Raw genomic sequence first — 23055 nt, 5'->3', positions numbered from 1 at the left:
GCCTCCTCGACGTCCATCGAGAGGTACACGACGGGCTGTCCGGCCAGCAGCGCCCGGGTGTCCGCGTCGAGGATCGCGCCGCCGCCGAGGGCCAGCACGCCGTCGTACCCGGCCAGGGCCCGGTGTACCGCCTGCTTCTCGATCGCGCGGAAGGCGGGCTCGCCCTCGTCCACGAAGATGTCCGCGATGGTGCGGCCCTGCTCGGCCACGATGTCGCCGTCGGTGTCCCGGTAGGCGCAGCCGAGCCGCTCGGCGACCAGCTCGCCCACCGTGGACTTGCCGACCCCCATGGGGCCGACCAGGATCACGCGCGGAGCGCTCACCGCACGACCAGGTTCTGCAGGTACGACTCGACGTTGCGCCGCGTCTCGGGCACGGAGTCGCCGCCGAACTTCTCGGCCACCGCGTCCGCGAGGACCAGCGCCACCATGGCCTCGGCGACGATGCCCGCGGCCGGGACCGCGCACACGTCCGAGCGCTGGTGGTGCGCCTTGGTCGCCTCGCCGGTCGCCACGTCGATGGTGGCCAGCGCGCGCGGCACCGTCGCGATGGGCTTCATCGCGGCGCGTACGCGCAGGAGTTCGCCGGTCGTCAGACCGCCCTCGGTGCCGCCGGAGCGCCCCGAGGTCCGCTTGATGCCCTCGTCGGTCCGCACGATCTCGTCGTGCGCCTTGGAGCCCGGCACCCGCGCCAGGTCGAAGCCGTCGCCGACCTCGACGCCCTTGATGGCCTGGATTCCCATGAGCGCGGCCGCGAGCCGGGCGTCGAGCCGACGGTCCCAGTGCACGTGCGAGCCGAGGCCCACCGGCACGTCGTACGCGAGGACCTCGACCACGCCACCGAGCGTGTCACCGTCCTTGTGGGCCTGGTCGATCTCCGCGACCATCGCCTTCGACGCGTCCGCGTCGAGGCAGCGCACCGGGTCGGCGTCGAGCCTCTCCACATCGGCGGGGGTCGGGTAGACGCCGTACGGAGCCTTCGCGGCGGCCAGCTCGACGACGTGCGAGACGACCTCGATGCCCGCCGTCTCCTTCAGGTACGAACGCGCCACCGCGCCCAGCGCCACCCGGGCCGCCGTCTCACGCGCCGAGGCCCGCTCCAGGATCGGCCGGGCCTCGTCGAAGCCGTACTTCTGCATACCGGCGAGGTCGGCGTGACCGGGGCGGGGCCGGGTCAGCGGAGCGTTGCGGGCCAGTTCGGCGAGGATCTGCGGGTCGACGGGGTCGGCCGCCATGACCTGCTCCCACTTGGGCCACTCGGTGTTGCCCACCATGATCGCGACCGGGGAGCCCAGGGTGAGACCGTGCCGTACGCCGCCCAGGAAGGTGATCTCGTCGCGCTCGAACTTCATGCGCGCGCCGCGTCCATACCCGAGGCGCCGCCTGGCCAGGTGGTCCGCCACCATCTCCGTGGTGATCGGCACGCCGGCGGGAAGTCCCTCCAGCGTCGCGACTAGTGCGGGACCGTGGGACTCCCCCGCGGTCAGCCAGCGCAACCTGCTCAACGGTGCTCCTCATGCTCGCGCCCTGGTACTGCGTACTGCCTTTGCGTACGCGCGTCCTCGCGTACTGCGACGGCGCGACCGGGTGCGCGGCCCTGGCCCGCCGGTAACGATCCTCCCACGTCCGCGCCGCCTGCCCCGCCGCAGGTCCATCAGGCGGACGTGGCCGGGTCACGCCGTGGCGTCGTCCTGACGGGTCGGGGGTGCGTAGGACCCCAGGTAGTCGGCGCCGCGGCCCTGCCCGTACTGCGCCGCCGCGTGGACGGGCTGCCCCGCGCGTACCGCCCGCCGGTAGGCGAGCTTGCGCTTCAGCTTGTAGGCCCAGGTCGCGAGAACGGCGGCCACCACGAGACAGAGCACGGCGATCTGCACCCAGTCCGGCAGGAAGCGCAGCACTACCTCGAATATCTCCGACTTCCACGACGCCAGCGTCACATACATGGATCAGCCCCCCGGCTCCCCCGTGTTCCGCCCCCTGCGGAACCGAAGGCCGAGTTCCGCCCCCTGCGGAACCGAAGGCCGAATCGTATAGGCCGGTCCTACCTGCTCGCGAGCGCCTTCTCGCCCGCTGTCCGCATGGCGTCCAGCGGAGCCGGCACCCGTCCGGTCATCTGCTCGACCTGGAGCACCGCCTGGTGCACCAGCAGGTCGAGGCCGCTGACGACGGCTCCTCCGTACGCCGACCAGCGCGCCGCCAGTGCGGTGGGCCACGGGTCGTACAGCACGTCGAAGAGCGTGGCGGGCCGTTCGGGGACCACGGAGGAGAGGACATCCGTGGTACCGGCCGGGGTGGTGGCGATGACGAGCGGCGCGCGCAGGGCATGCTCCGCGTCCGCCCAATCCTCCGTACGCACCTCTACGTCGAGCCGCTCACCCCACTGCCGCATCTCGGCGGCGCGCGCCTGACTTCGGACGTACGCGACGACCTCGCCCGTGCAGATCCGCGCGAGGGCGGCCAGCGCGGAGGAGGCGGTGGCGCCCGCGCCGAGGATCGCGGCGGAGTCCACCTGCTCGATCCCCCGCTCACGAAGTGCGGCGACCATTCCGGGGACGTCGGTGTTGTCGCCGAGGCGTCGCCCGTCCTCGGTGAACACCACGGTGTTCACGGCCTCGACGGCGGACGCGGTCTCGCTGATCTCGTCGAGCAGTGGAATGACCGCCCGCTTCAGCGGCATCGTCAGCGACAGCCCGGCCCATTCGGGACCGAGTTTCCCGACGAATCCCGGCAGCGCCGCCTCGTCGACCTCGAAACGGTCGTACGACCAGTCGTCGAGGCCGAGTTCCTCGTACGCGGCACGGTGCAGCACCGGGGAAAGGGAATGGGCGATCGGGGAACCGAGTACGGCGGCTCGATTTCTCCGGTCTCCGTCAGTCCTTGTTGCGCCGTGCATTGAATTCCTTAACCAGTTTCTCGTGCTCACTCAGGGTCTTGGTGAAGTCCGTCTTCTTGCCGTCGATGGAGATGAAGAACATCCACGCACCGCCGTCCGGACTCACCGACGCCTTCAGCGCGTCCCCACCCGGATTTCCGATCGGCCCGGGCGGAAGACCCTTGTAGAAGTACGTGTTGTACGGGTCGTCGTAGTTGCGGATCTCGCTCGTCGCAATGTCGATCTTGCTCTGACCCTTGAGGTAGTTGTAGGTCGAGTCGAATTCGAGCTTCTGGTTGGTGACGTCGTTCGTCGACTTCAGGCGGTTGTAGACGACGGCGGCCATCTTCTTGAAGTCGTCGTGCGTGATTCCTTCGGCCTGGACGAGGCTCGCAACCGTGATGACCTGCAACGGGTCGTTCAGGTTGAGTTCCTTGGCCTTCTTCTCCAGGTCGTACTTGGCGTACTCCTCCTTGGCCTGCGACACCATTTCCTTCAGGACCGCCTCGGGCTTCATTCCCTTGGCGGCGGGATAGGTCGCCGGGTAGAGGAATCCTTCCAGCGGGTCCTTGATGTCGCTGTCGTTGTTCGCCCAGTCCGGAAGTCCGAGGCTCTTGTATTTCTTCTCGGCGACATCCGCCGTGGTGCCCTTGGAAAGCCCCAGCTGTTTGTCGATCGCCGCGTAGACCGTGACGTTCCGCTGGCCCTCCCTGACGACCAGGCTGTTCTGGCTCTTGGGGTCGAGCATCAGCGCGACAGCGCTTTCGGCGGACATCTCCTTCTTGAGCAGATAGGAGCCCGGCTGAATCTTGCCGCCGTCCGGATTCTTGCCCTGGGCCGACACGAAGGCGTCCACACTCTTGACGACGCCCGCCGCCTTGAGCTTCTGACCGATCACCGATCCGAAGGCGCCCTTGGGAATCACAACGGTCACCTGGTCGCTCGTGCCGTCGCCCGCGTAGTCCGGCGCCGAGCCGAAACGATCCTGGTAGAACTGGTAGCCGAAATAGCCGACGCCGCCGACCACTCCGGTGAGCACGAGCGTCACGACCAGGCAGGCACTGCCGCTCCGGCTCTTCTTCTCGCCTTTGCCCTTGTTCCCCTTGCCGGCCTTGCCGCGCCGACTGCCTTTGGCGTCGTCCTCGAAATCGTCGTCATCGTCGTCGTTGCCGCCCGCGAAGAACGCGTGCCCGCCCTGGTCAGGACCCGGGTCCCAGTCGGTCTGCGGCGGCTCCGGCTCGACTCCGCGGCGGCTCGGCGGCTCCGGCGGCGGATAGGCGTCGGGGGTCCCGTAGTAGTCGGGCTGCTGACCGCCGTACGCGGCGGGCTGGCCACCGTAGGGGTCGTTGGGATCGACGCCGTACGGGACCTGGGGCTGCTGCGGCTGCTGTTGCTGTTGGCCCGTGTTGTCCCAGCCACCGTTGTACTGCTGGCCGTTGTTGTACTGCTGACCATCGTTGTACTGCCGGCCGTCGCCGTACTGCTGCCCGCCGTTGTACTGCTGACCACCCTGGTCGTAGTACCCCTGCCCACCCTGGCCGTTGTACTGCTGCGGAGCCTGACCGCCGTACTGCTGATCCTGGACGTACTGCTGCTGGTGACCCTGGCTGTAGTACTGCTGCTGGCCCTGGTCGTAGCCGGCCTGCTGGGCGGCTCCCCAGTCGCCGTACTGCTGCTGCGGCTGCTGCGGCTCCTGCGGGTGGTGCTGCGGCTGGCCGCCGTAGGGGGACTGGGCCGTGTTGGCCTCCTGTCCTCCCCATCCGCCGTCCCCGAACAACGGGTCCTCCGGATGCCACGGTTCGGAGCCTGGGCCCCGGCCATACTCAGTCATCGATCCCCTAGAGCCGCGAGGCGGCGGTCGCGGTGGCTGTGGCTCGGCTCCCGTCCGCCTCTCTCCTGTGCGGAGGTTATTCGAACACCACCGCATCGCGCGGAACGTTACCGTACCGCGATCAGATGACCACTTCGACGCCCTCGCCCGGAGATGTACCTGACGCCCGTTCGGACTCCAGTGCCTGCTGGAGGATGATCACGGCCGCTGCCTGGTCGATGACCGATCTGCCCTTCTTGGATTTCACGCCCGAGGCGCGCAGTCCCTGACTGGCCGTCACTGTGGTCATCCTCTCGTCCAAGAGGCGCACCGGCACGGGTGCGATCCCCCGGGCGAGGTCCTGTGCGAAGGCGCGGACCTTGACGGCGGCCGGGCCCTCGCCCCCCTTGAGGGAGCGAGGGAGTCCGACGACGACCTCGATCGGTTCGTACTCCTCGACGAGCTGCTTCAGGCGCCGGTGGGCGGCGGGGACATCGCGTCCCGGCACGGTCTCCACCGGTGTTGCGAGGATCCCGTCGGGGTCGCACGAGGCGACCCCGATCCGGGCGTCCCCGACGTCGATGGCGAGACGGCGGCCGCGGCGCATGACCCGCTCGCCCTCGCTCACTTGGCCGACTCGGCCACGAGGCGTTCGACGGCGTCGACGGCGTCACCGATGGCGGCCGGGTTCTGGCCGCCGCCCTGGGCGACGTCCGGCTTGCCGCCACCGCCGCCACCGAGGGTCTTGGCGGCCGTGCGCACCAGGTCACCGGCCTTGAGGCCGCGCTCGCGGGCGGCCTCGTTGGTGGCGATGACCGTCAGCGGCTTGCCGTTGACCGTCGTGAACAGGGCCACCACGGCGGCCCGTCCGCCCTGGATACGGCCGCGCACGTCGAGGACCAGCTTGCGCAGGTCGTCGGCGGTCGTGCCGTCCGGCACCTGGCCGGTGACAAGTGCGATGCCCTGCACGTCCTTGGCGGAGCCGGCGAGACCGGCGGCGGCCTGCAGCACCTTCTCGGCGCGGAACTTCTCGATCTCCTTCTCGGCGTCCTTCAGCTTGCCGAGCATGGCGGAGACCTTCTCCGGGAGCTCCTCCGGACGTCCCTTGATCAGCTCCTGGAGCTGGGCGACGACCGTGTGCTCACGGGCGAGGAAGTTGTAGGCGTCGACACCCACCAGGGCCTCGATACGCCGTACGCCGGAACCGATCGACGACTCGCCGAGCAGCTTCACCAGGCCCAGCTGGGCGGTGTTGTGCACATGCGTGCCGCCGCACAGCTCCTTGGAGAAGTCGCCGATGGTGACGACTCGGACGCGCTCGCCGTACTTCTCGCCGAACTCGGCGATGGCGCCCTGCTTCTTGGCCTCGTCGATGCTCAGGATCTCGGCGTGCACGTCCAGGTCGCGGGCGAGCACCTCGTTGATCTTCTGCTCGACGTCCGTCATCACGGCCGTGGGCACGGCGGCCGGGGAGCCGAAGTCGAAGCGGAAGCGGCCCGGCTGGTTCTCGGAACCGGCCTGGGCGGCCGTCGGGCCGAGGGCGTCGCGCAGGGCCTGGTGCGTGAGGTGCGTGGCCGAGTGGGCGCGGGCGATGGCCGTGCGGCGGCGTACGTCGATGACGGCCTGGGCCTTGGCGCCGACGGTCACTTCGCCGACCTGGACGACGCCCTTGTGGACGTACACCCCCGGGACCGGCTTCTGGCAGTCGCGGATCTCGACGACGGCACCGGTGTCGATCTTGATGCGGCCGGTGTCGCCGATCTGGCCGCCGCCCTCGGCGTAGAAGGGGGTGCGGTCGAGGACGATCTCGACCTCGTCGCCCTCGGTGGCGGCCGGCGAGGAGACGCCGTCGACGAGGATGCCGACGACCGTGGACTCGCCCTCGGTGTCCGAGTAGCCGATGAAGTCGGTCTCGCCGGCGGCGTCCGCGATCTCGCGGTAGGCGCCCATGTCGGCGTGGCCGGTCTTCTTGGACTTGGCGTCGGCCTTGGCGCGCTCCCGCTGCTCCTTCATCAGGCGCCGGAAGCCGTCCTCGTCCACGGAGAGGCCCTGTTCGGCGGCCATCTCCAGGGTGAGGTCGATCGGGAAGCCCCAGGTGTCGTGGAGCAGGAAGGCCTTGTCGCCGGCGAGGACCTGGCCGCCGGCGGCCTTGGTCTCCGTGACGGCGGTGTCGAGGATGTTCGTGCCGGCCTTCAGCGTCTTGACGAAGGCGTTCTCCTCGGCGACGGCCACGGTCTCGATGCGCTTGCGGTCGGTGACGAGTTCCGGGTACTGCTGGCCCATCATCCCGATGACGGTGTCGACGAGGTCCTTGACCACCGGACCCGTGGCGCCCAGCAGACGCATGTTGCGGATGGCTCGGCGCATGATGCGGCGCAGCACGTAGCCGCGACCCTCGTTGCCCGGGGTGACGCCGTCACCGATGAGCATCACGGACGTGCGCATGTGGTCGGTGACCACGCGCAGGGAGACGTCGGAGTCCTTGCCGCTGCCGTACTCGACACCGGTCAGCTCGGTGGCCTTCTTGATGACGGCCATGGAGGTGTCGATCTCGTACAGGTTCTGCACGCCCTGCAGAATCATGGCGAGGCGTTCCAGGCCGAGGCCCGTGTCGATGTTCTGGCTCGGCAGGTCGCCGAGGATCTCGAAGTCCTCCTTCGAGGTGCCCTCGCCGCGCTCGTACTGCATGAAGACGAGGTTCCAGATCTCCACGTACCGCTCGTCGTTGACGGCCGGGCCGCCCTCGACGCCGAACTCCGGGCCGCGGTCGTAGTTGATCTCGGAACACGGGCCGCAGGGGCCCGGGACGCCCATGGACCAGTAGTTGTCCTTCTTGCCGAGGCGCTGGATGCGCTCCTTGGGCACGCCGACGACCTCGTGCCAGATGCGCTCGGCCTCGTCGTCCTCCAGGTACACGGTGATCCAGAGCTTCTCCGGCTCCAGGCCGTAACCGCCCTTGTCCTGGGGGCTGGTGAGCAGCTCCCAGGCGTACTTGATGGCGCCTTCCTTGAAGTAGTCGCCGAAGGAGAAGTTGCCGCACATCTGGAAGAACGTGCCGTGCCTGGTGGTCTTGCCGACCTCTTCGATGTCCGGCGTACGGACGCACTTCTGGACGCTGGTGGCGCGGGCGAACGGCGGCTTGACCTCACCCAGGAAGTAGGGCTTGAAGGGCACCATGCCGGCCGGGACCAGGAGCAGAGTCGGGTCGTCCGCGATGAGCGACGCCGAAGGGACGACGGTGTGACCGCGCTCCTCGAAGAAGCTCAACCAGCGGCGACGAATCTCGGCCGACTCCATCAGTGGTCCTCATTCCGGTTGTACGAGTACGTCGACCTCTCGACATACGTCGGGTTCTTGCTGTACTTCGGGTCGTTGCTGTTCTCGATGGCGGCGACGCGGCGCGGGGAGGGCAGTTCGGGATCGGCGTTCAGCCCGAGGACCTCGCCGAGTTCGGCCTCCCGCTGGACCATGCCGTCGCGGACGTCGAGTGCGAAGTCCTTGATGCGGTGGCCCGCTTCGAGCGCCTTGTTGGCTGCCTGGGCCGCGAGGCTCTCGGGCGTCAGCTGCCTGAGCTTGCGGTTGACCTTGGTGGTGGCCCACACACCGGCGGCTGCGCCCGCGGTGAACCAGAACGTACGGCGGAACATCGCTGCGTCAGTCCTTCTTCCGCTTTCCCCGTCGCGCCGACGGGACGGTGCGGCCCACGATCACGGTACGTCGCGCGGGCTTGGCGGGCGCGTCCTCGCGGCGGCCGCCGATGGCCCGGCGTACGCCGTAGCCGAACGCCGCGACCTTCACGAGGGGGCCGCCGAAGGTGGAGGCGACGGTCGTGGAGAGCGCCGACGCGTTCGACGTGACCTCCTGTACGTCCGACGCGATGGCGTCCACCCGGTCGATCTGGGTCTGTGCGGAGCGCACGGCCGAGGAGGCGTCTGCCAGCAGCGGGACGGCCTGGTCGGTCACGTCCGCGACGAGCTTGGTGGTCGCCCTGAGCGTCTGGGCCAGCCTCGCCAGTGCCACCGCGAGGAAGGAGACCAGGATCGCCCAGAAGACGGCCACCAGGATCCCGGCCACCTCTCCACCGGACACTGCGCACCCGCTCCCTGGATCGTGCCTCAACATCGAAAACATCGAAAAGTCGTCCCCCGAGCCTATCGCGCCGGGGCTGGGGCTCCGTACCGGATTACCGCCCGCCGGAGGCGGAGTTGCACGAAGCGATTGTACGGAGTGCTTACGGATGAGTACGCTCCGTTCCCCATGCGACGTTCTCAGCGTTCCGGTGCGGGGGCCGGCGGTCACCGGGCCGGGAATCTGCCCCTGGAGCTCAACGCGTTCGTGGGCCGCGCGGCCGAACTCACGCAACTGGGTGCGGCCCTCGGTGCGGCACGCCTGGTCACCGTGACGGGTCTTGGCGGGGTCGGCAAGTCACGGCTCGCGGCGCGTGCGGCGGCCAGAACCCGGCCGCGCGACGGGGTGTGGCGCGTGGATCTGGCCGCTGTGCGGGAGGCGGAACTCGTCGAGTACGCGGTCGTGGAGGCCCTCGGCCTGACGGATCACACGTCCCGGCCGCCGCGTCAGGTGCTGCTCGACCATCTGTCGAAGCGTCAACTGCTCCTCGTACTGGACGGGTTCGAGCATCTGGTGGACGCGTGCGCCTCGCTGGTCGGCGAGTTGCTGCGGCGGGCGCCGGGGCTGCGGGTGCTCGCCGTGGGGCGCAGGCCGCTGGCGGTGGAGGGCGAGCGGTTGTTCCCGCTGGCGCCGCTGACCGAGCGGGAGGCCGCCGAGCTGTTCGCGGACCGCGCGGCCGCGAGCACACCGGGGTTCACCCTCCACGACGGCAACCGTGCGGACGTGCGCGAACTGTGCCGGCGGCTCGACGGCATCCCGCTCGCGGTCGAGCTGGCGGCGGGGCGGCTGCGGACCCTCTCCCCCGCGCAGCTGCTGATGCGGCTCGACGACCGTTTCCGGCTGCTGACGGGCGGCGGGCGCGACGCGCTCCCCCGCCATCAGACGCTGCGGACGGCGATCGGCTGGAGCCATGAGCTGTGCACGCCGGAGGAGCGGCTGCTGTGGTCGAGGCTCTCGGTGTTCGCCGGGCAGTTCGACCTGGAGGCCGTGGAGTACGTGTGCGGGGGCGACGGCCTGCATCCCGACAACATCCTCGACGTGCTGGGCGAGTTGCTCGCGCAGTCGGTGGTCACCCGCGAGGAGACCCGGGCGGGTGTGCGCTACCGCATGCTGGACACGGTCCGGGCCTACGGCACCGACTGGCTGGCGGCGACGGGCGACACGGCTCGGCTGCGGCGGCGCCACCGCGACTGGTACATGGGGCTCGCCACCTGGTGCGAGCTGGACTGGTTCTCGCCCCGGCAGAGCGAGGTGGCAGCGCGCGTGGAGGCGGAGCTGCCGAATCTGCGCCGTGCCATGGAGCAGTGTCTGTCCGAACCGGGCGGCGGTCATCTCAGCCAGTACCTCGCGGGCACGCTCTGGTTCTACTGGGTCGGCTGCGGCCGGCTGTCGGAGGGGCGGCACTGGCTGGAGCGGACCGTTCTCCTCGACACCGAGCACGAGCGGTCGCGGCTGAAGGCGCTGTGGGTGCTCGGCTATGTGGCGATCCTCCAGGGCGACACGGTGCCGGCGCTCGCCGCGCTCGCCGAGTGCCGGGAGAAGGCGGAGCACAGCGGCAACCCCCTCGCGCTGGCCTACGCCGAGCACCGCACCGGCTGTCTGGCCCTGGTCACCGACGACATGGCCCGTGCGGAGACACTGCTGCGTTCGGCGCTCGACCGCTATCACGAGATCGGCGAGCTCAACAGCAACGTCCTGATGGGCCAGGTCGAGCTGGCGATGACGCTGGCGTTCCAGGGTGATCTGCCGGGCGCGGTCCGGCTGTGCGAGGACGTGCGCCGGGTCTGTCTGGAGCACGGCGAGCGCTGGACCCTCGCGTACGCGCTGTACGTCCTGGCGTACGCGGCCTGGACCGAGGGCGATCTGCCGGGGGCCCGGCGGTTGCTGGTCGAGTGCCTGGACATCAACCACGTCTTCAACGACCTGCTCGGCACGGTCCTGGCGATGGAGTTGCTCGCGCTGGTCACGGCGGCGGAGGGCGACGCCTCCGAGGCCGCGGTCCTCCAGGGCTCCGCGTCCCGGATGTGGCCGTCGGTGGGCCTGCCGCTGTTCGGCTCCGCCTACTACAACGCCCCGCACGAGCAGTGCGAGGCGACGGCCCGGGAACGGCTGGGCGACGAGCGGTACGAGGAGTGCGTACGGGCCGGTGCGCGGCTCGGCCGGCAGGCGTCGGTGGGCAGGGCGCTCGGGCACACCCGGCAGCGGCTGCTCGGTGCGCTGCCGCCGCCGCGCGGGCTGCCGGATCCCCCGGACATGCGAAAACCCGCCGCCTCCCCCACCCGCAAGGGCGGGGAGACGACGGGCTGACGCACAGGTGGTGCTACATCCGACTGAGGGTGATCAGCGGGCGTAGTACTCGACGACGAGCTGCTCGTCGCAGATCACCGGGATCTCCTTGCGGTTCGGCTCGCGGTCCAGGCGGAACGCCAGGGCGCCGAGGTTCACCTGGAGGTAGCGCGGGGTCTCGCCGTCGGGGGCGAAGCCACCGGCACGGGCGACCTCGAACAGCGTCTTGCTGCGGCTGCGCTCGCGGACCATCACGACGTCGTCGGGCTTGACGCGGAACGACGGCTTGTCGACCTTGCCACCGTTGACCTCGATGTGGCCGTGAACGACCATCTGGCGGGCCTGGTAGATCGTGCGGGCGATGCCCGAACGCAGAACCAGGGCGTCGAGACGACGCTCCAGCTCGATGACCAGGGCCTCACCGGTCTTGCCCTGCGTCTTGGCGGCACGCTCGTAGGCGCGGACGAGCTGGCGCTCGGACACGTCGTACTGCGCGCGCAGACGCTGCTTCTCGAGCAGACGGACCTTGTAGTCCGAGTTCTGCTTACGGCCACGGCCGTGCTCGCCCGGCGGGTAGGGGCGGGCCTCGAAGTACTTGACAGCCTTCGGGGTCAGCGCGATGCCGAGGGCACGCGACTTCTTGACCTTGGGGCGGGACTGGTTCGGCATGAACCAAACACCTCATGTTTCTGATGCGAATACGGCTTCACCAGGGTTAGGGGAGGTCGCAATCCGCAGCCAGGGAAACCCTGCGGGTCCGGTCGGTCGGACCTGCGGGGCAGCCGCTCCCTGTGCTGGGCACATACGTGCAGCACGCGAGTGGCCCACCGACCGGTTCCCGGGAATCCGGGAGGGTGGTGGGCTGCCCGCGACACCTTCGACGGTGCGCGACGCTCCTGGAATCCCCGCCTTGCGGTGAGGGCTCCGGCTGGATGTCCCGTTCTGGTGATGCCGACTTCCTCGTTAAAGGAGGCCGGACACAGGACGCAGCGCTTCGAGGAGTCTACAGGGTGGTCAGGGCCGGTCAGGACCGCCCTCGACCGAGGTGCTTCCTGGTCCACTCCACCGCGTCCGCGTAGCGCGCCTCGGCTCCGTGGCGGGTGGGGGTGTAGTACTCGCGGTCCTTGAGCTCCTCCGGCGCGTACTGCTGGGCGGCGATTCCCTCGGGCAGGTCGTGCGGGTACACGTATCCCTGCGCGTGACCTAGCTTGGCCGCGCCCTTGTAGTGCCCGTCGCGCAGGTGCATCGGCACGGGGCCCGCGTGGCCCTTGCGTACGTCCTCCATGGCGGCGCCGATCGCCGTCGTCGCCGCGTTCGACTTCGGGGCCAGGGCGAGGGCGATCGTGGCATGACTGAGGGTGAGCGCGGCCTCGGGGAAGCCGATCATGGCGACGGCCTGGGCGGCGGCGACCGCTGTCGGCAACGCGTTCGGATCGGCCAGGCCGATGTCCTCGCTGGCGGAGATCATCAGGCGGCGGGCGATGAACCGGGGGTCCTCGCCGGCCTCGATCATCCGGGCGAGGTAGTGCAGCGCGGCGTCCACGTCCGAGCCGCGGATGGACTTGATCAGCGCGCTCGCCACGTCGTAGTGCTGGTCGCCGTCGCGGTCGTACTTCACGGCGGCCCGGTCGACCGTCTCCTCCAGGGTCTGGAGGGTGATCTCCGGCTCGCCCTTGTCGAGCGCGGACCCGGCCGCGGCCTCCAGCGCGGTCAGCGCGCGGCGGGCGTCGCCCCCGGCGATCCGCAGCAGGTGCTCCTCGGTGTCCTCGGGGAGGGTGACGGCCTCCTTGAGGCCGCGCTCGTCGGCGAGGGCCCGGCGGAGCAGTCCACGCAGGTCGTCGTCCGTGAGCGGTTCGAGGGTCAGCAGCAGCGAGCGGGACAGGAGCGGGGAGATCACCGAGAAGTACGGGTTCTCGGTGGTCGCGGCGATCAGCGTCACCCAGCGGTTCTCGACGGCCGGGAGCAGGGTGTCCTGCTGGGCCTTGCTGAAGCGGTGGATCTCGTCGAGGAAGAGGACGGTCTCCTTGCCGAAGCCTCCGGTGGCGCGGCGGGCGCCCTCGATGACCGCGCGGACCTCCTTGACGCCGGCGGTGATCGCGGAGAGCTCCACGAAGCGCTTGTCGGTGGCCTTGGAGACCACGTACGCCAGGGTCGTCTTGCCGGTTCCGGGCGGCCCCCAGAGGATGACCGAGGACTGACCTGCCGGACCGCCTCCATCGCCGACCAGTCTGCGCAGGGGTGAGCCCGGCTTCAGCAGGTGCTGCTGGCCCACCACCTCGTCGAGGGTGCGCGGGCGCATCCGTACGGCCAGGGGGCTGCTGGACGGGTCCTTCTCCTGGCGTTCTTCGGCTGCGGCGGTGAACAGGTCGGGCTCCACGTCCAAAACCCTATGTCACGCCACTGACAACGCCGTCGGCCGCGTGGAATTCACCGGTTCCGCCGAGCGGTTCCGCAAGGCCACCGGTCGCCCTTCGACGGCCATTGGTCGCCCTTCCACGACCGCGGGCCCGGTCAGCTGGTCCAGAAGTCCCACCAGCGCGTGAGGACCAGCATGCCGATGATCCCGATGTGCATGACCGGCAGCACCCAGGCGAACTCGCCGAGGAAGCCCTTGACCCAGCCCGGCGCGGGCAGGAAGCCGTTGCGGACGTTGTGCGAGGTCACGGACCAGAACATGATGATCGTCGCGACCCAGGCGAGGGAGCACCACAGGCACAGCGAGTTGATGTTGTACAGCGACTGGTACTGCAGCCAGGTGCAGAAGCCGACGCCGAACAGCGTGCCCGCGTTGAAGGTCAGCCAGTACCAGCGCGGGAAGGTGGCGCGGCCGAGCAGGCTCATGCCGACGCAGATCACGATGCCGTAGGCGACGAGGCCCATCATCGGGTTCGGGAACCCGAAGGCGGAGGCCTGGTCGCTCTTCATGATGTTGCCGCAGGAGACAACCGGGTTCAGGCTGCAGCCCGGGGTGAAGTTCGGGTCCTCCAGCAGCTTGAACTTGTCGATGGTGATGACCCAGGAGGCCAGCAGTCCGGCCGCGCCCGTGATCACCAGCAGAAGGGCGAGGAAACGACCGCCGCCCACGGACGGTGGCGCCTCGGCACCATCCTGGTCGTGGGAGTCGGTGCTGATGCCTTCCCTGACTGTCGTCTTGCTCATCACGCCGTTTCCGTAGCTTGAGGGGGCCTTCCGGGCACGGTCATTGTGCCGCACACGCGCGCGTGTCCACCGTTCGATGGACATAAGGAAGTACGCACGGTGGTCCCGGAACGTTCGCTTCGGCGGGACGCTCGACGGCATGGCAGCACACACGCACGAACTCGCCGTGCACGTACGAGGACTGCGCAAGCGGTACGGGGACGCGGCCGCCGTCGACGGCATCGATCTCGGGATACGGCCGGGCGAGGTCTTCGGCCTGCTCGGACCCAATGGCGCGGGCAAGAGCACCACCGTGGAGATCCTCCAGGGCAACCGTTCCAGGGACGCGGGTGACGTCTCGGTCCTGGGTTCGGACCCGTCGACGGCCACGCGCGCGTGGCGTTCGCGAGTCGGCATCGTCTGGCAGGACGAATCCGCGCCCGCCGAGTTGACGGTGCGCGAGACCGTGCGGCATTTCGCGCGCTACTACGCGAGGCCGCGCGACCCGGAGGAGGTCATCGGACTGGTGGGCCTTGACGAGAAGGCGGGCAGCCGGATCAAGGCCCTGTCGGGCGGTCAGCGGCGGCGGCTCGACGTGGCGCTCGGTGTGATCGGCGGCCCCGAACTGCTGTGACGGGCGCGGGCGTCACGGCCTCCCAGCTCTACGTCCCCGCGATGATGGCCGCGGGCATAATGACCACCCGCTTCCAGTCGCTCGGTACGTCGATCGCGATCGAGCGGGACGAGAAGGTGCTGCGTCGGCTGCGCGGCACACCGATGCCCCCGGCCGCGTACTTCCTGGGGAAGATCTGGCTGGTTCTGGTCACCGGCAAGAGCGCCACGTCCGTGGTCGTACTCCCCTTCCTGGTCCTGCAGTTCATCTCCGGGGTGTACATCTCCGTCGCCACCATCCCCGGCTGGATGCTCGACATCGGCGCGCTGTTCCCGCTGAAGTGGATGTGCCAGGGCCTGCGCGGGGTGTTCCTGCCGGAGTCGGCGCAGGTCCTCGAACAGGCGGGAAGCTGGGAGTTCGGACGCGTGGCCCTGGTGCTCGGGGCCTGGTGCGTCGGAGGACTGCTGCTGTGCCTGCTGACCTTCCGCTGGAAGAGCGAGCGCGACCGGTGAGCGCCGCGGCGGGGTCGTGCGGCACGTCCGGGACAGGGCGCGCCGGCACGAACGCCTGGGAGCGGACCTTCCGGCTCTGGGACCCGTACTTCGCGGTGGTGCGGGTGGCCACGGTGGTGTTCGTGCTGGGCGCGGCGGATCCGGGACGGCCGGCCCTGACGACCGAGGGCCAGGACGAGCCGCGGGCTCTGGCCTACGTCGCCGGGGCGGTGTTGCTCTTTCTGCCGGCCGGCATCCTGGTGGACAAGACCCGCTCTCGGCCGAGCGCGAACGCCTCTCCCGGGAGACCCACGACACGCTCGCGCAGGGCTTCACCAGTCTGCTGATGCTGACTCAGACGGTCGAGGCCGAGCTGGACCGCTCCGACGTGGCGCAGGCCCGCCTGCACCTGTCCCTCATGGACGAGACCGAGTCGCGGGCCCTCGTCGCGGGTGGCACGCCCGCCGACCTCGACGAGGCATCGCTGCCGGACGCTCCGCGCCGGCTCGCCGCCCGGCACGAGGCGTCGGTGACCTGCGCGATGCGGTTCGGCTTGCTGGACTGAGGTTTCTCGCCCCCGCCGCCCCTGCCCTTCCCGTCCCTGGGGGCTGCCGCCCCCCAGACCCCCGCATCGGCCTGAACGGCCTCGTCCTGCCGGACGGGCTGAAGATGTCAGCCCGGGCCGACACGTATTCAGCCTCTCCGGCGTTTGAGGAGCGGGGGTTCGGGGGCGGAGCCCCTGAGTAAGGGACGGGAATGGGTAAGGGCGGCGGGGGCGAGGAAAAGCAGCCCAAGCCGGCTCAGCTAAGCCGGGACTCCAGTTCCGCCACGATCTCGTTCACGCCCACAGGCACTTGCTCGCCGGACTCCATGTCCTTGAGCTGGACGACGCCTTCGGCGAGGTCGCGCTCGCCGGCGACGACGGTGTAGCGGGCGCCACTGCGGTTGGCGTTCTTCATGGCGCCCTTGAGCCCCTTGCCCCCGTAGGAGAAGTCGGCCGCGACCCCGTTCCGCCGCAACTCGGTCACCACCCGGAAGAGCACGCGCCGAGCCTCGTCCCCGAGCGGCACAGCGAACACACTGGTGGTCGCGGGAAGTTCGAGGGACACACCCTCGGCCTCCAGCGCGAGAACCGTACGGTCGACGCCGAGCGCCCACCCGACGGACGGCAGCGCAGGACCACCGATCATCTCGGACAGGCCGTCGTAGCGCCCGCCGCCACCGACCGCGGACTGCGAACCGAGACCGTCGTGCACGAACTCGAAGGTGGTGCGGGTGTAGTAGTCCAGCCCCCGGACCAGCTTCGGATCGTCCTCGAAGGAGACTCCGGCGGCCGAGATCAGCTCGCGCACCTCCTCGTGGTACGCCTTGCACGCGTCGCAGAGATAGTCCCGCAGCAAGGGAGCCCCGACCAGCTTCTTCTGGACGTCGTCGCGCTTGTCGTCCAGGACCCGCAACGGGTTGATCTCGGCCCGCCGGAGCGTCTCCTCGTCCAGGTCCAGCCCGCGCAGGAAGTCCTGGAGCGCGGCCCGGTAGACGGGACGGCACTCCTGGTCGCCCAGCGAGTTGAGGAGGATCCGGAAGTTCCGCAGCCCGAGCGATCGGTACGCCTGGTCGGCCAGGATGATCAACTCGGCGTCCAGGGCCGGGTCCTCGGCACCGATCGCCTCGGCGCCGACCTGCGAGAAGTGGCGGTAACGGCCCTTCTGGGGGCGCTCGTAGCGGTAGTACGAGCCCGAGTACCAGAGCTTGACGGGGAGGTTGCCCACCTTGTGCAGGTTGGCTTCGAGGGCGGCGCGCAGTACGGAGGCCGTGCCCTCGGGGCGCAGCGCCAGTTGGTCGCCGCCCTTGGTCTCGAAGGCGTACATCTCCTTGGTCACGATGTCGGTGGACTCACCGACCCCGCGCGCGAACAGTTCGACGTTCTCGAATCCGGGCGTCTCGATGTATCCGTAACCGGAGTTCCGCAGAGGCGCGGCGATCGCCTCGCGCACCGCGAGGAACGTCGCGCTGTCCGGCGGAATCAGGTCGTACGTGCCCTTGGGGGCCTTGAAGGTGCTCACGGGAAGTCTCGTCACATTCCTCGTCGAGGAGCGGAGGTCGGGTCCGCTCCCGGGCCGGGCGCCGCCACCTGCCGCAAGTACGGGTTGGTGGCGCGCTCCTGGCCGATGGTCGTCTGGGGGCCGTGGCCGGACAGCACCACGGTCGAGTCGTCGAGCGGCAGGCACACACGGGCCAGCGAGTCGAGGATCTCGGTGTGGGAGCCGCCGGGCAGGTCGGTGCGGCCGATGGAGCCGGCGAAGAGCAGATCCCCGGAGAAGAACACGGACGGGATGTCCGTGGTCTCGGGCATCCGGAACGTCACCGACCCCTTCGTATGGCCGGGCGCGTGCGCGACGGAGAAGTCGAGGCCGGCCAGCTTCAGCGCGGCGCCGTCCGTCAGCTCCTTCACGTCGTCCGGCTCCCCGATGGTCAGCTCGCCCATCAGCGGCATCCCGATGGAACGGCCGAGCGCCCGCTCGGGGTCGCTCATCATGTACCGGTCCTCGGGGTGGATCCACGCGGGCACGTCGTGCGCGCCGCACACCGGGACGACCGAGGCGACATGGTCGAGGTGGCCGTGCGTGAGGACGACCGCGACGGGCTTGAGCCGATGCTTCTTCAGCGTGTCCTCGACTCCCTGGGCGGCCTGATGGCCCGGGTCGATGATCACGCACTCCTCGCCTGCGGCGGGGGCGACCAGATAACAGTTGGTGCCCCAGGCCCCGGCGGGGAACCCGGCAATGAGCACGTTCGTCCTTCGGTATGTCGTACGGGGGAATGGTCCGGCTGTGGATCAGAGCCTACCGGCGCTGCCGGAACCACAGCGAACCCATATACGGTACGGGTCACACGCAGGCGGTCGGCTCAACAGACGCACGCGTCCCACCTGACGTACGAGACGCATGAGGAGATAACCCGGTGGTCACCCAGGAACAGCGGCGGCGTCAGCTCGCCCGGGAGAAGTTCTTGCGGCAACAGCAGCGGCGCACGTCCGCTCGGCGCAAGGCCCACGCTCGCAACGCAGTGATCGCGTCGGTCCTCGGCGTTGTCGTCGTGGGCAGCGTGGTGTCGTACGCGACCGGGGTCTTCAAGAACGACGACAAGAAGTCGGACGCGGCTGCCGAGGCCAGCCCCAGCCCCTCCGCGCCCAGCAAGGCACCGGACCCCTGCGAGAAGGCCGCCGCGGGCAAGGTGAAGTCGCTGAGCTACAAGAAGGAGCCGGCGATCACCATCGACAAGTCGGCGGACTACACGATGAAGCTGCAGACGACCTGCGGCACGATAGACATCGACATGCCTGCCTCGAAGGCCCCGCGCACCGTGAACTCGTTCAACTTCCTGTTGGGCAAGGGCTATCTGGACCACACCAAGTGCCATCGCCTGACCACGAACGGCATCTTCGTGCTTCAGTGCGGCGACCCGCAGGGCACCGGCATGGGCGGTCCCGGCTACACGATTCCGGACGAGAACCTCAAGGACAAGCGCCTCAAGGGCGACGTGTACCCGGCGGGCACGGTGGCCATGGCCAACCAGTACAACGCCCAGACGAAGAAGGGCCGCAACTCCGGCGGCAGCCAGTTCTTCCTCGTGTACCAGGACAGTCCGTTGCCGGCCAACTACACACCGTTCGGGACTATTTCCGAATCGGGCATGAAGGTCATGGAGAAAATCGCCAAGGCCGGCGAGAGCACTGGCCAGGGCGACGGCGCACCCAATGCGACCGTCGTGATCGACAAGGCGACCGTGACGAAATCCTGACCTCCAGCAGCGAAATTTCGGTCGTGCGGGATGCGGACAGCCGCCCCGCCGGTCGCCTATGTTGGCCGTGACGAAACTGTGGACGATGCCCGGGGGTAAAGCAGCCCCACGCAGGCATCATGTGGAGGAGGCGCTGTGAGCAGCGACCCATGGGGCCGCGTCGACGAGACGGGGACCGTGTACGTGCGTACGGCCGACGGCGAGCAGGTCGTCGGTTCCTGGCAGGCCGGTTCTCCCGACGAGGCACTGGCCTACTTCGAGCGCAAGTACGAGGGCCTGGTCGTGGAGATCGGCCTCCTCGAACGACGAGTGAAGACCACCGACCTGTCGGCGAAGGACGCCCAGATCGCCATCGACCACATTCGCGAGCAGGTGGACGCCCACCACGCGGTCGGGGATCTGGACGCGCTGAAGGTACGGCTGGACAAGCTCGTCGAGACGGTCGAGGCACGCCGCGAGGAGCGCAAGGCGCAGCGGGCGAAGCAGTCCGACGAGGCCCGGCACTCCAAGGAGGCGCTGGTCATCGAGGCGGAGGAGCTGGCCCAGTCCGACCAGTGGCGGGCCGCCGGTGAGCGGCTGCGGGCGCTCGTGGACACGTGGAAGGGTCTGCCGCGGCTCGACCGGAAGTCCGACGACGAGCTGTGGCACCGCTTCTCGCACGCGCGCTCGGCGTTCTCCAAGCGCCGCAAGGCGCACTTCGCGTCGCTGGACGCGCAGCGCGAGGAGGCCCGCAAGACCAAGGAGAAGCTGGTCGCGGAGGCCGAGTCACTGTCCGCCTCGACCGACTGGGGTCCGACGGCCGCCCGCTACCGCGAGCTGATGGCGGACTGGAAGGCCGCGGGCCGTGCCCAGCGCGAGCACGAGGACGACCTGTGGAACCGCTTCCGCGGTGCCCAGGACGTGTTCTTCGCGGCGCGCAGCTCGGTCTTCGCCGAGCGGGACGCGGAGCAGACGGAGAACCTGAAGCTCAAGGAGGAGCTGGCCGAGGAGGCCGAGAAGCTCCTCCCGGTGCACGACCTGAAGGCGGCGCGGGCCGCCTTCCGCTCGATCAACGAGCGGTGGGAGGCCATCGGCCATGTGCCGCGTGACGCCCGCCCGAAGGTCGAGGGCCGGATGCACACGGTGGAGCGGGCCCTCCAGGAGTCCGAGGAGGCCGAGTGGCGCCGGACGAACCCGGAGGCACGCGCGCGTGCCGAGGGTCTGACCGGTCAGCTCCAGGCGGCCGTGGACAAGCTGCAGGGTCAGATCGAGTCGGCGCGGTCCTCCGGCAACAACGCGCGGGCCGACAAGCTCCAGAAGGAGCTCGACGGCCGCCAGGCGCTCCTTGAGCAGGCTCTGAAGGGTCTGCAGGAGTTCGGCGGCTGAGGCCACCGGGGTGAGGCCGCTGAGTCCTTCAGCGGTTTTCCGCTTCTACGTGGAGGGGCTTCCGTACGTTTCGTACGGAAGCCCCTCCACGTAGTGGCCGATTTACGGCCGGAGTGTCTACGGCCTGCGCGCCGACGTCACCCGGTACACGTCGTACACGCCCTCGACTCCCCTGACCGCCTTCAGGACGTGGCCCAGGTGCTTCGGGTCGCCCATCTCGAAGGTGAAGCGGGAGGTGGCCACCCGGTCGCGGGACGTCTGGACGGCCGCCGACAGGATGTTGACGTGCTGGTCGGACAGGACCCTGGTGACGTCCGACAGGAGCCGTGAGCGGTCCAGTGCCTCCACCTGGATGGCGACCAGGAAGACCGAGGACTGGGTGGGCGCCCACTCGACCTCGAGGATGCGCTCGGGCTCGCGGGACAGCGAGTCGACGTTGACGCAGTCGGTGCGGTGGACCGATACACCGCTGCCCCGCGTGACGAAGCCCATGATCGGGTCGCCGGGGACGGGCGTACAACAGCGGGCGAGCTTGACCCACACGTCGTCGACGCCCTTGACGACCACCCCCGGGTCGGCGTTCGACCGGCGTTTGCGGCCGCGGCCGCGCGCGGGCGGGACGCTCTCGTCGATCTCCTCGGTGGCCGCTTCCTCGCCGCCGAGCGCCTGGACCAGTTTCTGCACGACGTTCTGCGCGGCCACATGGCCCTCGCCGATCGCCGCGTACAGGGACGAGATGTCGGGGTAGCGCATCTCGTGCGCGAGCGTGACCAGCGAGTCGCCGGTGAGGATGCGCTGGATCGGCAGGTTCTGCTTGCGCATGGCGCGCGCGATGGCGTCCTTGCCCTGCTCGATCGCCTCGTCGCGGCGCTCCTTGGAGAACCAGGCCCGGATCTTGTTGCGGGCGCGCGGGGACTTCACGAAGCCCAGCCAGTCGCGGGACGGACCCGCGCCGGCCGCCTTCGAGGTGAAGACCTCGACCAGGTCGCCGTTGTCCAGGGTGGATTCGAGCGGTACGAGGCGGCCGTTGACCCGTGCTCCTATGGTCCGGTGGCCGACCTCCGTGTGGACCGCGTACGCGAAGTCCACCGGGGTCGCCCCGGCCGGGAGCGCTATGACGTCGCCCTTCGGCGTGAAGACGAAGACCTCGTTGCGGGACAGGTCGAAGCGCAGGGACTCCAGGAACTCGCTGGGGTCCTCGGTCTCCTTCTGCCAGTCGAGCAACTGGCGCAGCCACGCCATGTCGTTGACGGCGTCCTTGTCCTTACCGAGGCCCTTGGGCGCGTCCGTGCGCACCTTGGAGGCGCCGGCGGAGGGCTCCTGCTTGTATTTCCAGTGCGCGGCGATGCCGTACTCGGCGCGGCGGTGCATGTCGAACGTACGGATCTGGAGTTCGACCGGCTTGCCGTTCGGACCGATCACCGTCGTGTGCAGCGACTGGTACATGTTGAACTTGGGCATCGCGATGTAGTCCTTGAACCGCCCCGGAACCGGGTTCCAGCGGGCGTGGACGGTGCCCAGCGCCGCATAGCAGTCACGGACCGTGTCGACGAGGACACGGATGCCCACCAGGTCGTAGATCTCCGCGAAGTCACGGCCGCGGACGATCATCTTCTGGTAGACGCTGTAGTAGTGCTTCGGGCGGCCGGTGACGGTCGCCTTGATGCGGGCCGCGCGCAGATCGGACTGGACCTCGTCGGTCACTATGGCGAGGTACTCGTCGCGCTTGGGGGCGCGCTCGGCGACCAGGCGCACGATCTCGTCGTACATCTTGGGGTAGAGGATCGCGAAGGCGAGGTCCTCCAGCTCCCACTTGATGGTGTTCATGCCCAGGCGGTGCGCCAGCGGAGCGTAGATCTCCAGCGTCTCGCGGGCCTTCTTCTCCTGCTTCTCGCGCTTGAGGTAGCGCATGGTGCGCATGTTGTGCAGGCGGTCGGCGAGCTTGATGACCAGGACGCGCGGGTCCTTGGCCATGGCGACGACCATCTTGCGGACGGTCTCGGCCTGGGCCGCCTCACCGAACTTGACCTTGTCGAGCTTGGTGACGCCGTCGACGAGCAGCGCGACCTGGTCGCCGAAGTCCCGCTTGAGGGTGTCCAGGCCGTACTCGGTGTCCTCGACGGTGTCGTGCAGCAGGCCCGCCATGAGCGTGGCCGGGTCCATGCCCAGTTCGGCGAGGATCGTCGTCACGGCGAGCGGGTGCGTGATGTACGGGTCGCCGCTCTTGCGCTTCTGGCCGCGGTGCCAGCGCTCGGCGACCTGATAGGCCTTCTCGACCTGCCGCAGGGTGGCGGTCTCGATCTTCGGGTCGTTGCTGCGCACTATCCGCAGCAGGGGCTCCAGGACCGGGTTGTACGGGTTGGACCGCTGGACGCCGAGCCGGGCCAGACGGGCGCGTACGCGGTTGGAGGAGCCGCCGCCGGAGCGTGCGGGCTGGCCGGCCGTGGGACGGGCCGCGGACACGGGTGCCTGGCGCTCGGGGGCCGCCGGCTCGGGGGCGGGCATCACGCCCTTCAACTTCCCCGCCATGGTGCCTCTTTGGATGCACCCGA

20 protein-coding genes and 2 pseudogenes are annotated in these 23055 nt (G+C 69.4%); 7 read left to right on the top strand and 15 right to left on the bottom strand.

Annotated features, from left to right (window positions below; all coding sequences use genetic code 11):
* The 9 genes from O3Q52_RS22345 to O3Q52_RS22305 all read right to left on the bottom strand — a co-directional run.
* A partial coding sequence (locus O3Q52_RS22345; protein ID WP_269650543.1) for a shikimate kinase occupies window positions 1–323 on the bottom strand: 323 nt, incomplete at its 3' end.
* Window positions 320–1504, bottom strand: a complete 1185-nt coding sequence (aroC, locus tag O3Q52_RS22340) for a chorismate synthase (protein ID WP_055618429.1) — start codon at window positions 1502–1504, stop codon at window positions 320–322. The genes aroC and O3Q52_RS22345, both read right to left, overlap by 4 nt.
* A gap of 168 nt (window positions 1505–1672) precedes the next feature.
* On the bottom strand, window positions 1673–1942 hold the full coding sequence (locus O3Q52_RS22335) for a hypothetical protein (RefSeq protein ID WP_269650542.1): 270 nt from the start codon (window positions 1940–1942) through the stop codon (window positions 1673–1675).
* A gap of 98 nt (window positions 1943–2040) precedes the next feature.
* Entirely contained in the window at window positions 2041–2892 is an 852-nt protein-coding gene (locus O3Q52_RS22330) for a shikimate dehydrogenase (protein WP_269650541.1), read from the bottom strand.
* Window positions 2870–4702, bottom strand: a complete 1833-nt coding sequence (gene mltG / locus O3Q52_RS22325; protein WP_269650540.1) for an endolytic transglycosylase MltG — start codon at window positions 4700–4702, stop codon at window positions 2870–2872. Before mltG ends, O3Q52_RS22330 begins: the two co-directional genes overlap by 23 nt.
* Before the next feature lie 121 nt (window positions 4703–4823).
* Entirely contained in the window at window positions 4824–5288 is a 465-nt protein-coding gene (ruvX, locus tag O3Q52_RS22320; protein WP_189840213.1) for a Holliday junction resolvase RuvX, read from the bottom strand.
* 17 nt (window positions 5289–5305) lie between these two features.
* Complete coding sequence (gene alaS / locus O3Q52_RS22315) at window positions 5306–7978, bottom strand: alanine--tRNA ligase (RefSeq protein WP_269650539.1); 2673 nt, start codon at window positions 7976–7978, stop codon at window positions 5306–5308.
* Window positions 7978–8328, bottom strand: coding sequence for a DUF6167 family protein (locus tag O3Q52_RS22310; RefSeq protein ID WP_055614426.1), 351 nt, complete (start codon window positions 8326–8328; stop codon window positions 7978–7980). Before O3Q52_RS22310 ends, alaS begins: the two co-directional genes overlap by 1 nt.
* A gap of 7 nt (window positions 8329–8335) precedes the next feature.
* Window positions 8336–8803 carry a DUF948 domain-containing protein gene (locus tag O3Q52_RS22305; RefSeq protein WP_143635401.1) on the bottom strand — a complete coding sequence of 156 codons (468 nt, stop codon included), beginning with the start codon at window positions 8801–8803 and terminating at the stop codon, window positions 8336–8338.
* Window positions 8804–8938: 135 nt separating this feature from the next.
* On the opposite strand from O3Q52_RS22305, the gene O3Q52_RS22300 reads away from it, so the two are divergent.
* Window positions 8939–11116, top strand: a complete 2178-nt coding sequence (locus O3Q52_RS22300; protein ID WP_269650538.1) for an AAA family ATPase — start codon at window positions 8939–8941, stop codon at window positions 11114–11116.
* Window positions 11117–11149: 33 nt separating this feature from the next.
* Here O3Q52_RS22300 and rpsD read toward each other — a convergent pair whose 3' ends face one another.
* The 3 genes from rpsD to O3Q52_RS22285 all read right to left on the bottom strand — a co-directional run bounded on the left by rpsD (window position 11150) and on the right by O3Q52_RS22285 (window position 14254).
* The gene (gene rpsD / locus O3Q52_RS22295; protein ID WP_055614429.1) at window positions 11150–11764 is read right to left on the bottom strand and encodes a 30S ribosomal protein S4; all 615 of its coding nucleotides are present in this window, start codon (window positions 11762–11764) and stop codon (window positions 11150–11152) included.
* Between the two features lie 355 nt (window positions 11765–12119).
* On the bottom strand, window positions 12120–13472 hold the full coding sequence (locus O3Q52_RS22290; RefSeq protein WP_269650537.1) for a replication-associated recombination protein A: 1353 nt from the start codon (window positions 13470–13472) through the stop codon (window positions 12120–12122).
* Window positions 13473–13606: 134 nt separating this feature from the next.
* Window positions 13607–14254 (bottom strand): vitamin K epoxide reductase family protein, encoded by a 648-nt coding sequence (locus tag O3Q52_RS22285; RefSeq protein ID WP_269650536.1) that lies wholly within the window; start codon window positions 14252–14254, stop codon window positions 13607–13609.
* A 139-nt stretch (window positions 14255–14393) separates the two neighbouring features.
* Between O3Q52_RS22285 and O3Q52_RS22280 the strand changes: the two are divergent.
* From O3Q52_RS22280 to O3Q52_RS54180, 4 genes and pseudogenes are all read left to right on the top strand, one after another.
* Window positions 14394–14864, top strand: a pseudogene (locus tag O3Q52_RS22280) (ATP-binding cassette domain-containing protein); the annotation flags it as partial.
* Between the two features lie 5 nt (window positions 14865–14869).
* Window positions 14870–15358, top strand: a pseudogene (locus tag O3Q52_RS22275) (ABC transporter permease); the annotation flags it as partial.
* Window positions 15355–15684 carry a hypothetical protein gene (locus tag O3Q52_RS54185; protein WP_332112930.1) on the top strand — a complete coding sequence of 110 codons (330 nt, stop codon included), beginning with the start codon at window positions 15355–15357 and terminating at the stop codon, window positions 15682–15684. The pseudogene O3Q52_RS22275 and the gene O3Q52_RS54185, both read left to right, overlap by 4 nt.
* Window positions 15678–15902 (top strand): hypothetical protein, encoded by a 225-nt coding sequence (locus tag O3Q52_RS54180; protein WP_332112929.1) that lies wholly within the window; start codon window positions 15678–15680, stop codon window positions 15900–15902. Before O3Q52_RS54185 ends, O3Q52_RS54180 begins: the two co-directional genes overlap by 7 nt.
* A gap of 235 nt (window positions 15903–16137) precedes the next feature.
* Here the strand turns inward: O3Q52_RS54180 and hisS are convergent, their stop codons facing one another.
* Both hisS and O3Q52_RS22260 read right to left on the bottom strand, forming a co-directional pair.
* The gene (hisS, locus tag O3Q52_RS22265) at window positions 16138–17400 is read right to left on the bottom strand and encodes a histidine--tRNA ligase (RefSeq protein ID WP_269650535.1); all 1263 of its coding nucleotides are present in this window, start codon (window positions 17398–17400) and stop codon (window positions 16138–16140) included.
* Window positions 17401–17411: 11 nt separating this feature from the next.
* Window positions 17412–18128 (bottom strand): MBL fold metallo-hydrolase, encoded by a 717-nt coding sequence (locus O3Q52_RS22260; RefSeq protein WP_269650534.1) that lies wholly within the window; start codon window positions 18126–18128, stop codon window positions 17412–17414.
* Between the two features lie 170 nt (window positions 18129–18298).
* On the opposite strand from O3Q52_RS22260, the gene O3Q52_RS22255 reads away from it, so the two are divergent.
* Window positions 18299–19138, top strand: a complete 840-nt coding sequence (locus O3Q52_RS22255; RefSeq protein ID WP_269650533.1) for a peptidylprolyl isomerase — start codon at window positions 18299–18301, stop codon at window positions 19136–19138.
* A 135-nt stretch (window positions 19139–19273) separates the two neighbouring features.
* On the top strand, window positions 19274–20503 hold the full coding sequence (locus tag O3Q52_RS22250) for a DUF349 domain-containing protein (RefSeq protein ID WP_269650532.1): 1230 nt from the start codon (window positions 19274–19276) through the stop codon (window positions 20501–20503).
* A 117-nt stretch (window positions 20504–20620) separates the two neighbouring features.
* Here O3Q52_RS22250 and O3Q52_RS22245 read toward each other — a convergent pair.
* On the bottom strand, window positions 20621–23055 hold a 2435-nt coding region (locus tag O3Q52_RS22245; protein ID WP_269650531.1), incomplete at its 5' end, for a bifunctional (p)ppGpp synthetase/guanosine-3',5'-bis(diphosphate) 3'-pyrophosphohydrolase.

The organism is Streptomyces sp. ActVer, assembly GCF_027270795.1.
GTDB classification, from domain to species: domain Bacteria; phylum Actinomycetota; class Actinomycetes; order Streptomycetales; family Streptomycetaceae; genus Streptomyces; species Streptomyces umbrinus_A.
The sequence above is the reverse complement of the archived record's forward strand: the minus strand, read 5'-3'. Positions and strand labels throughout refer to the sequence as shown.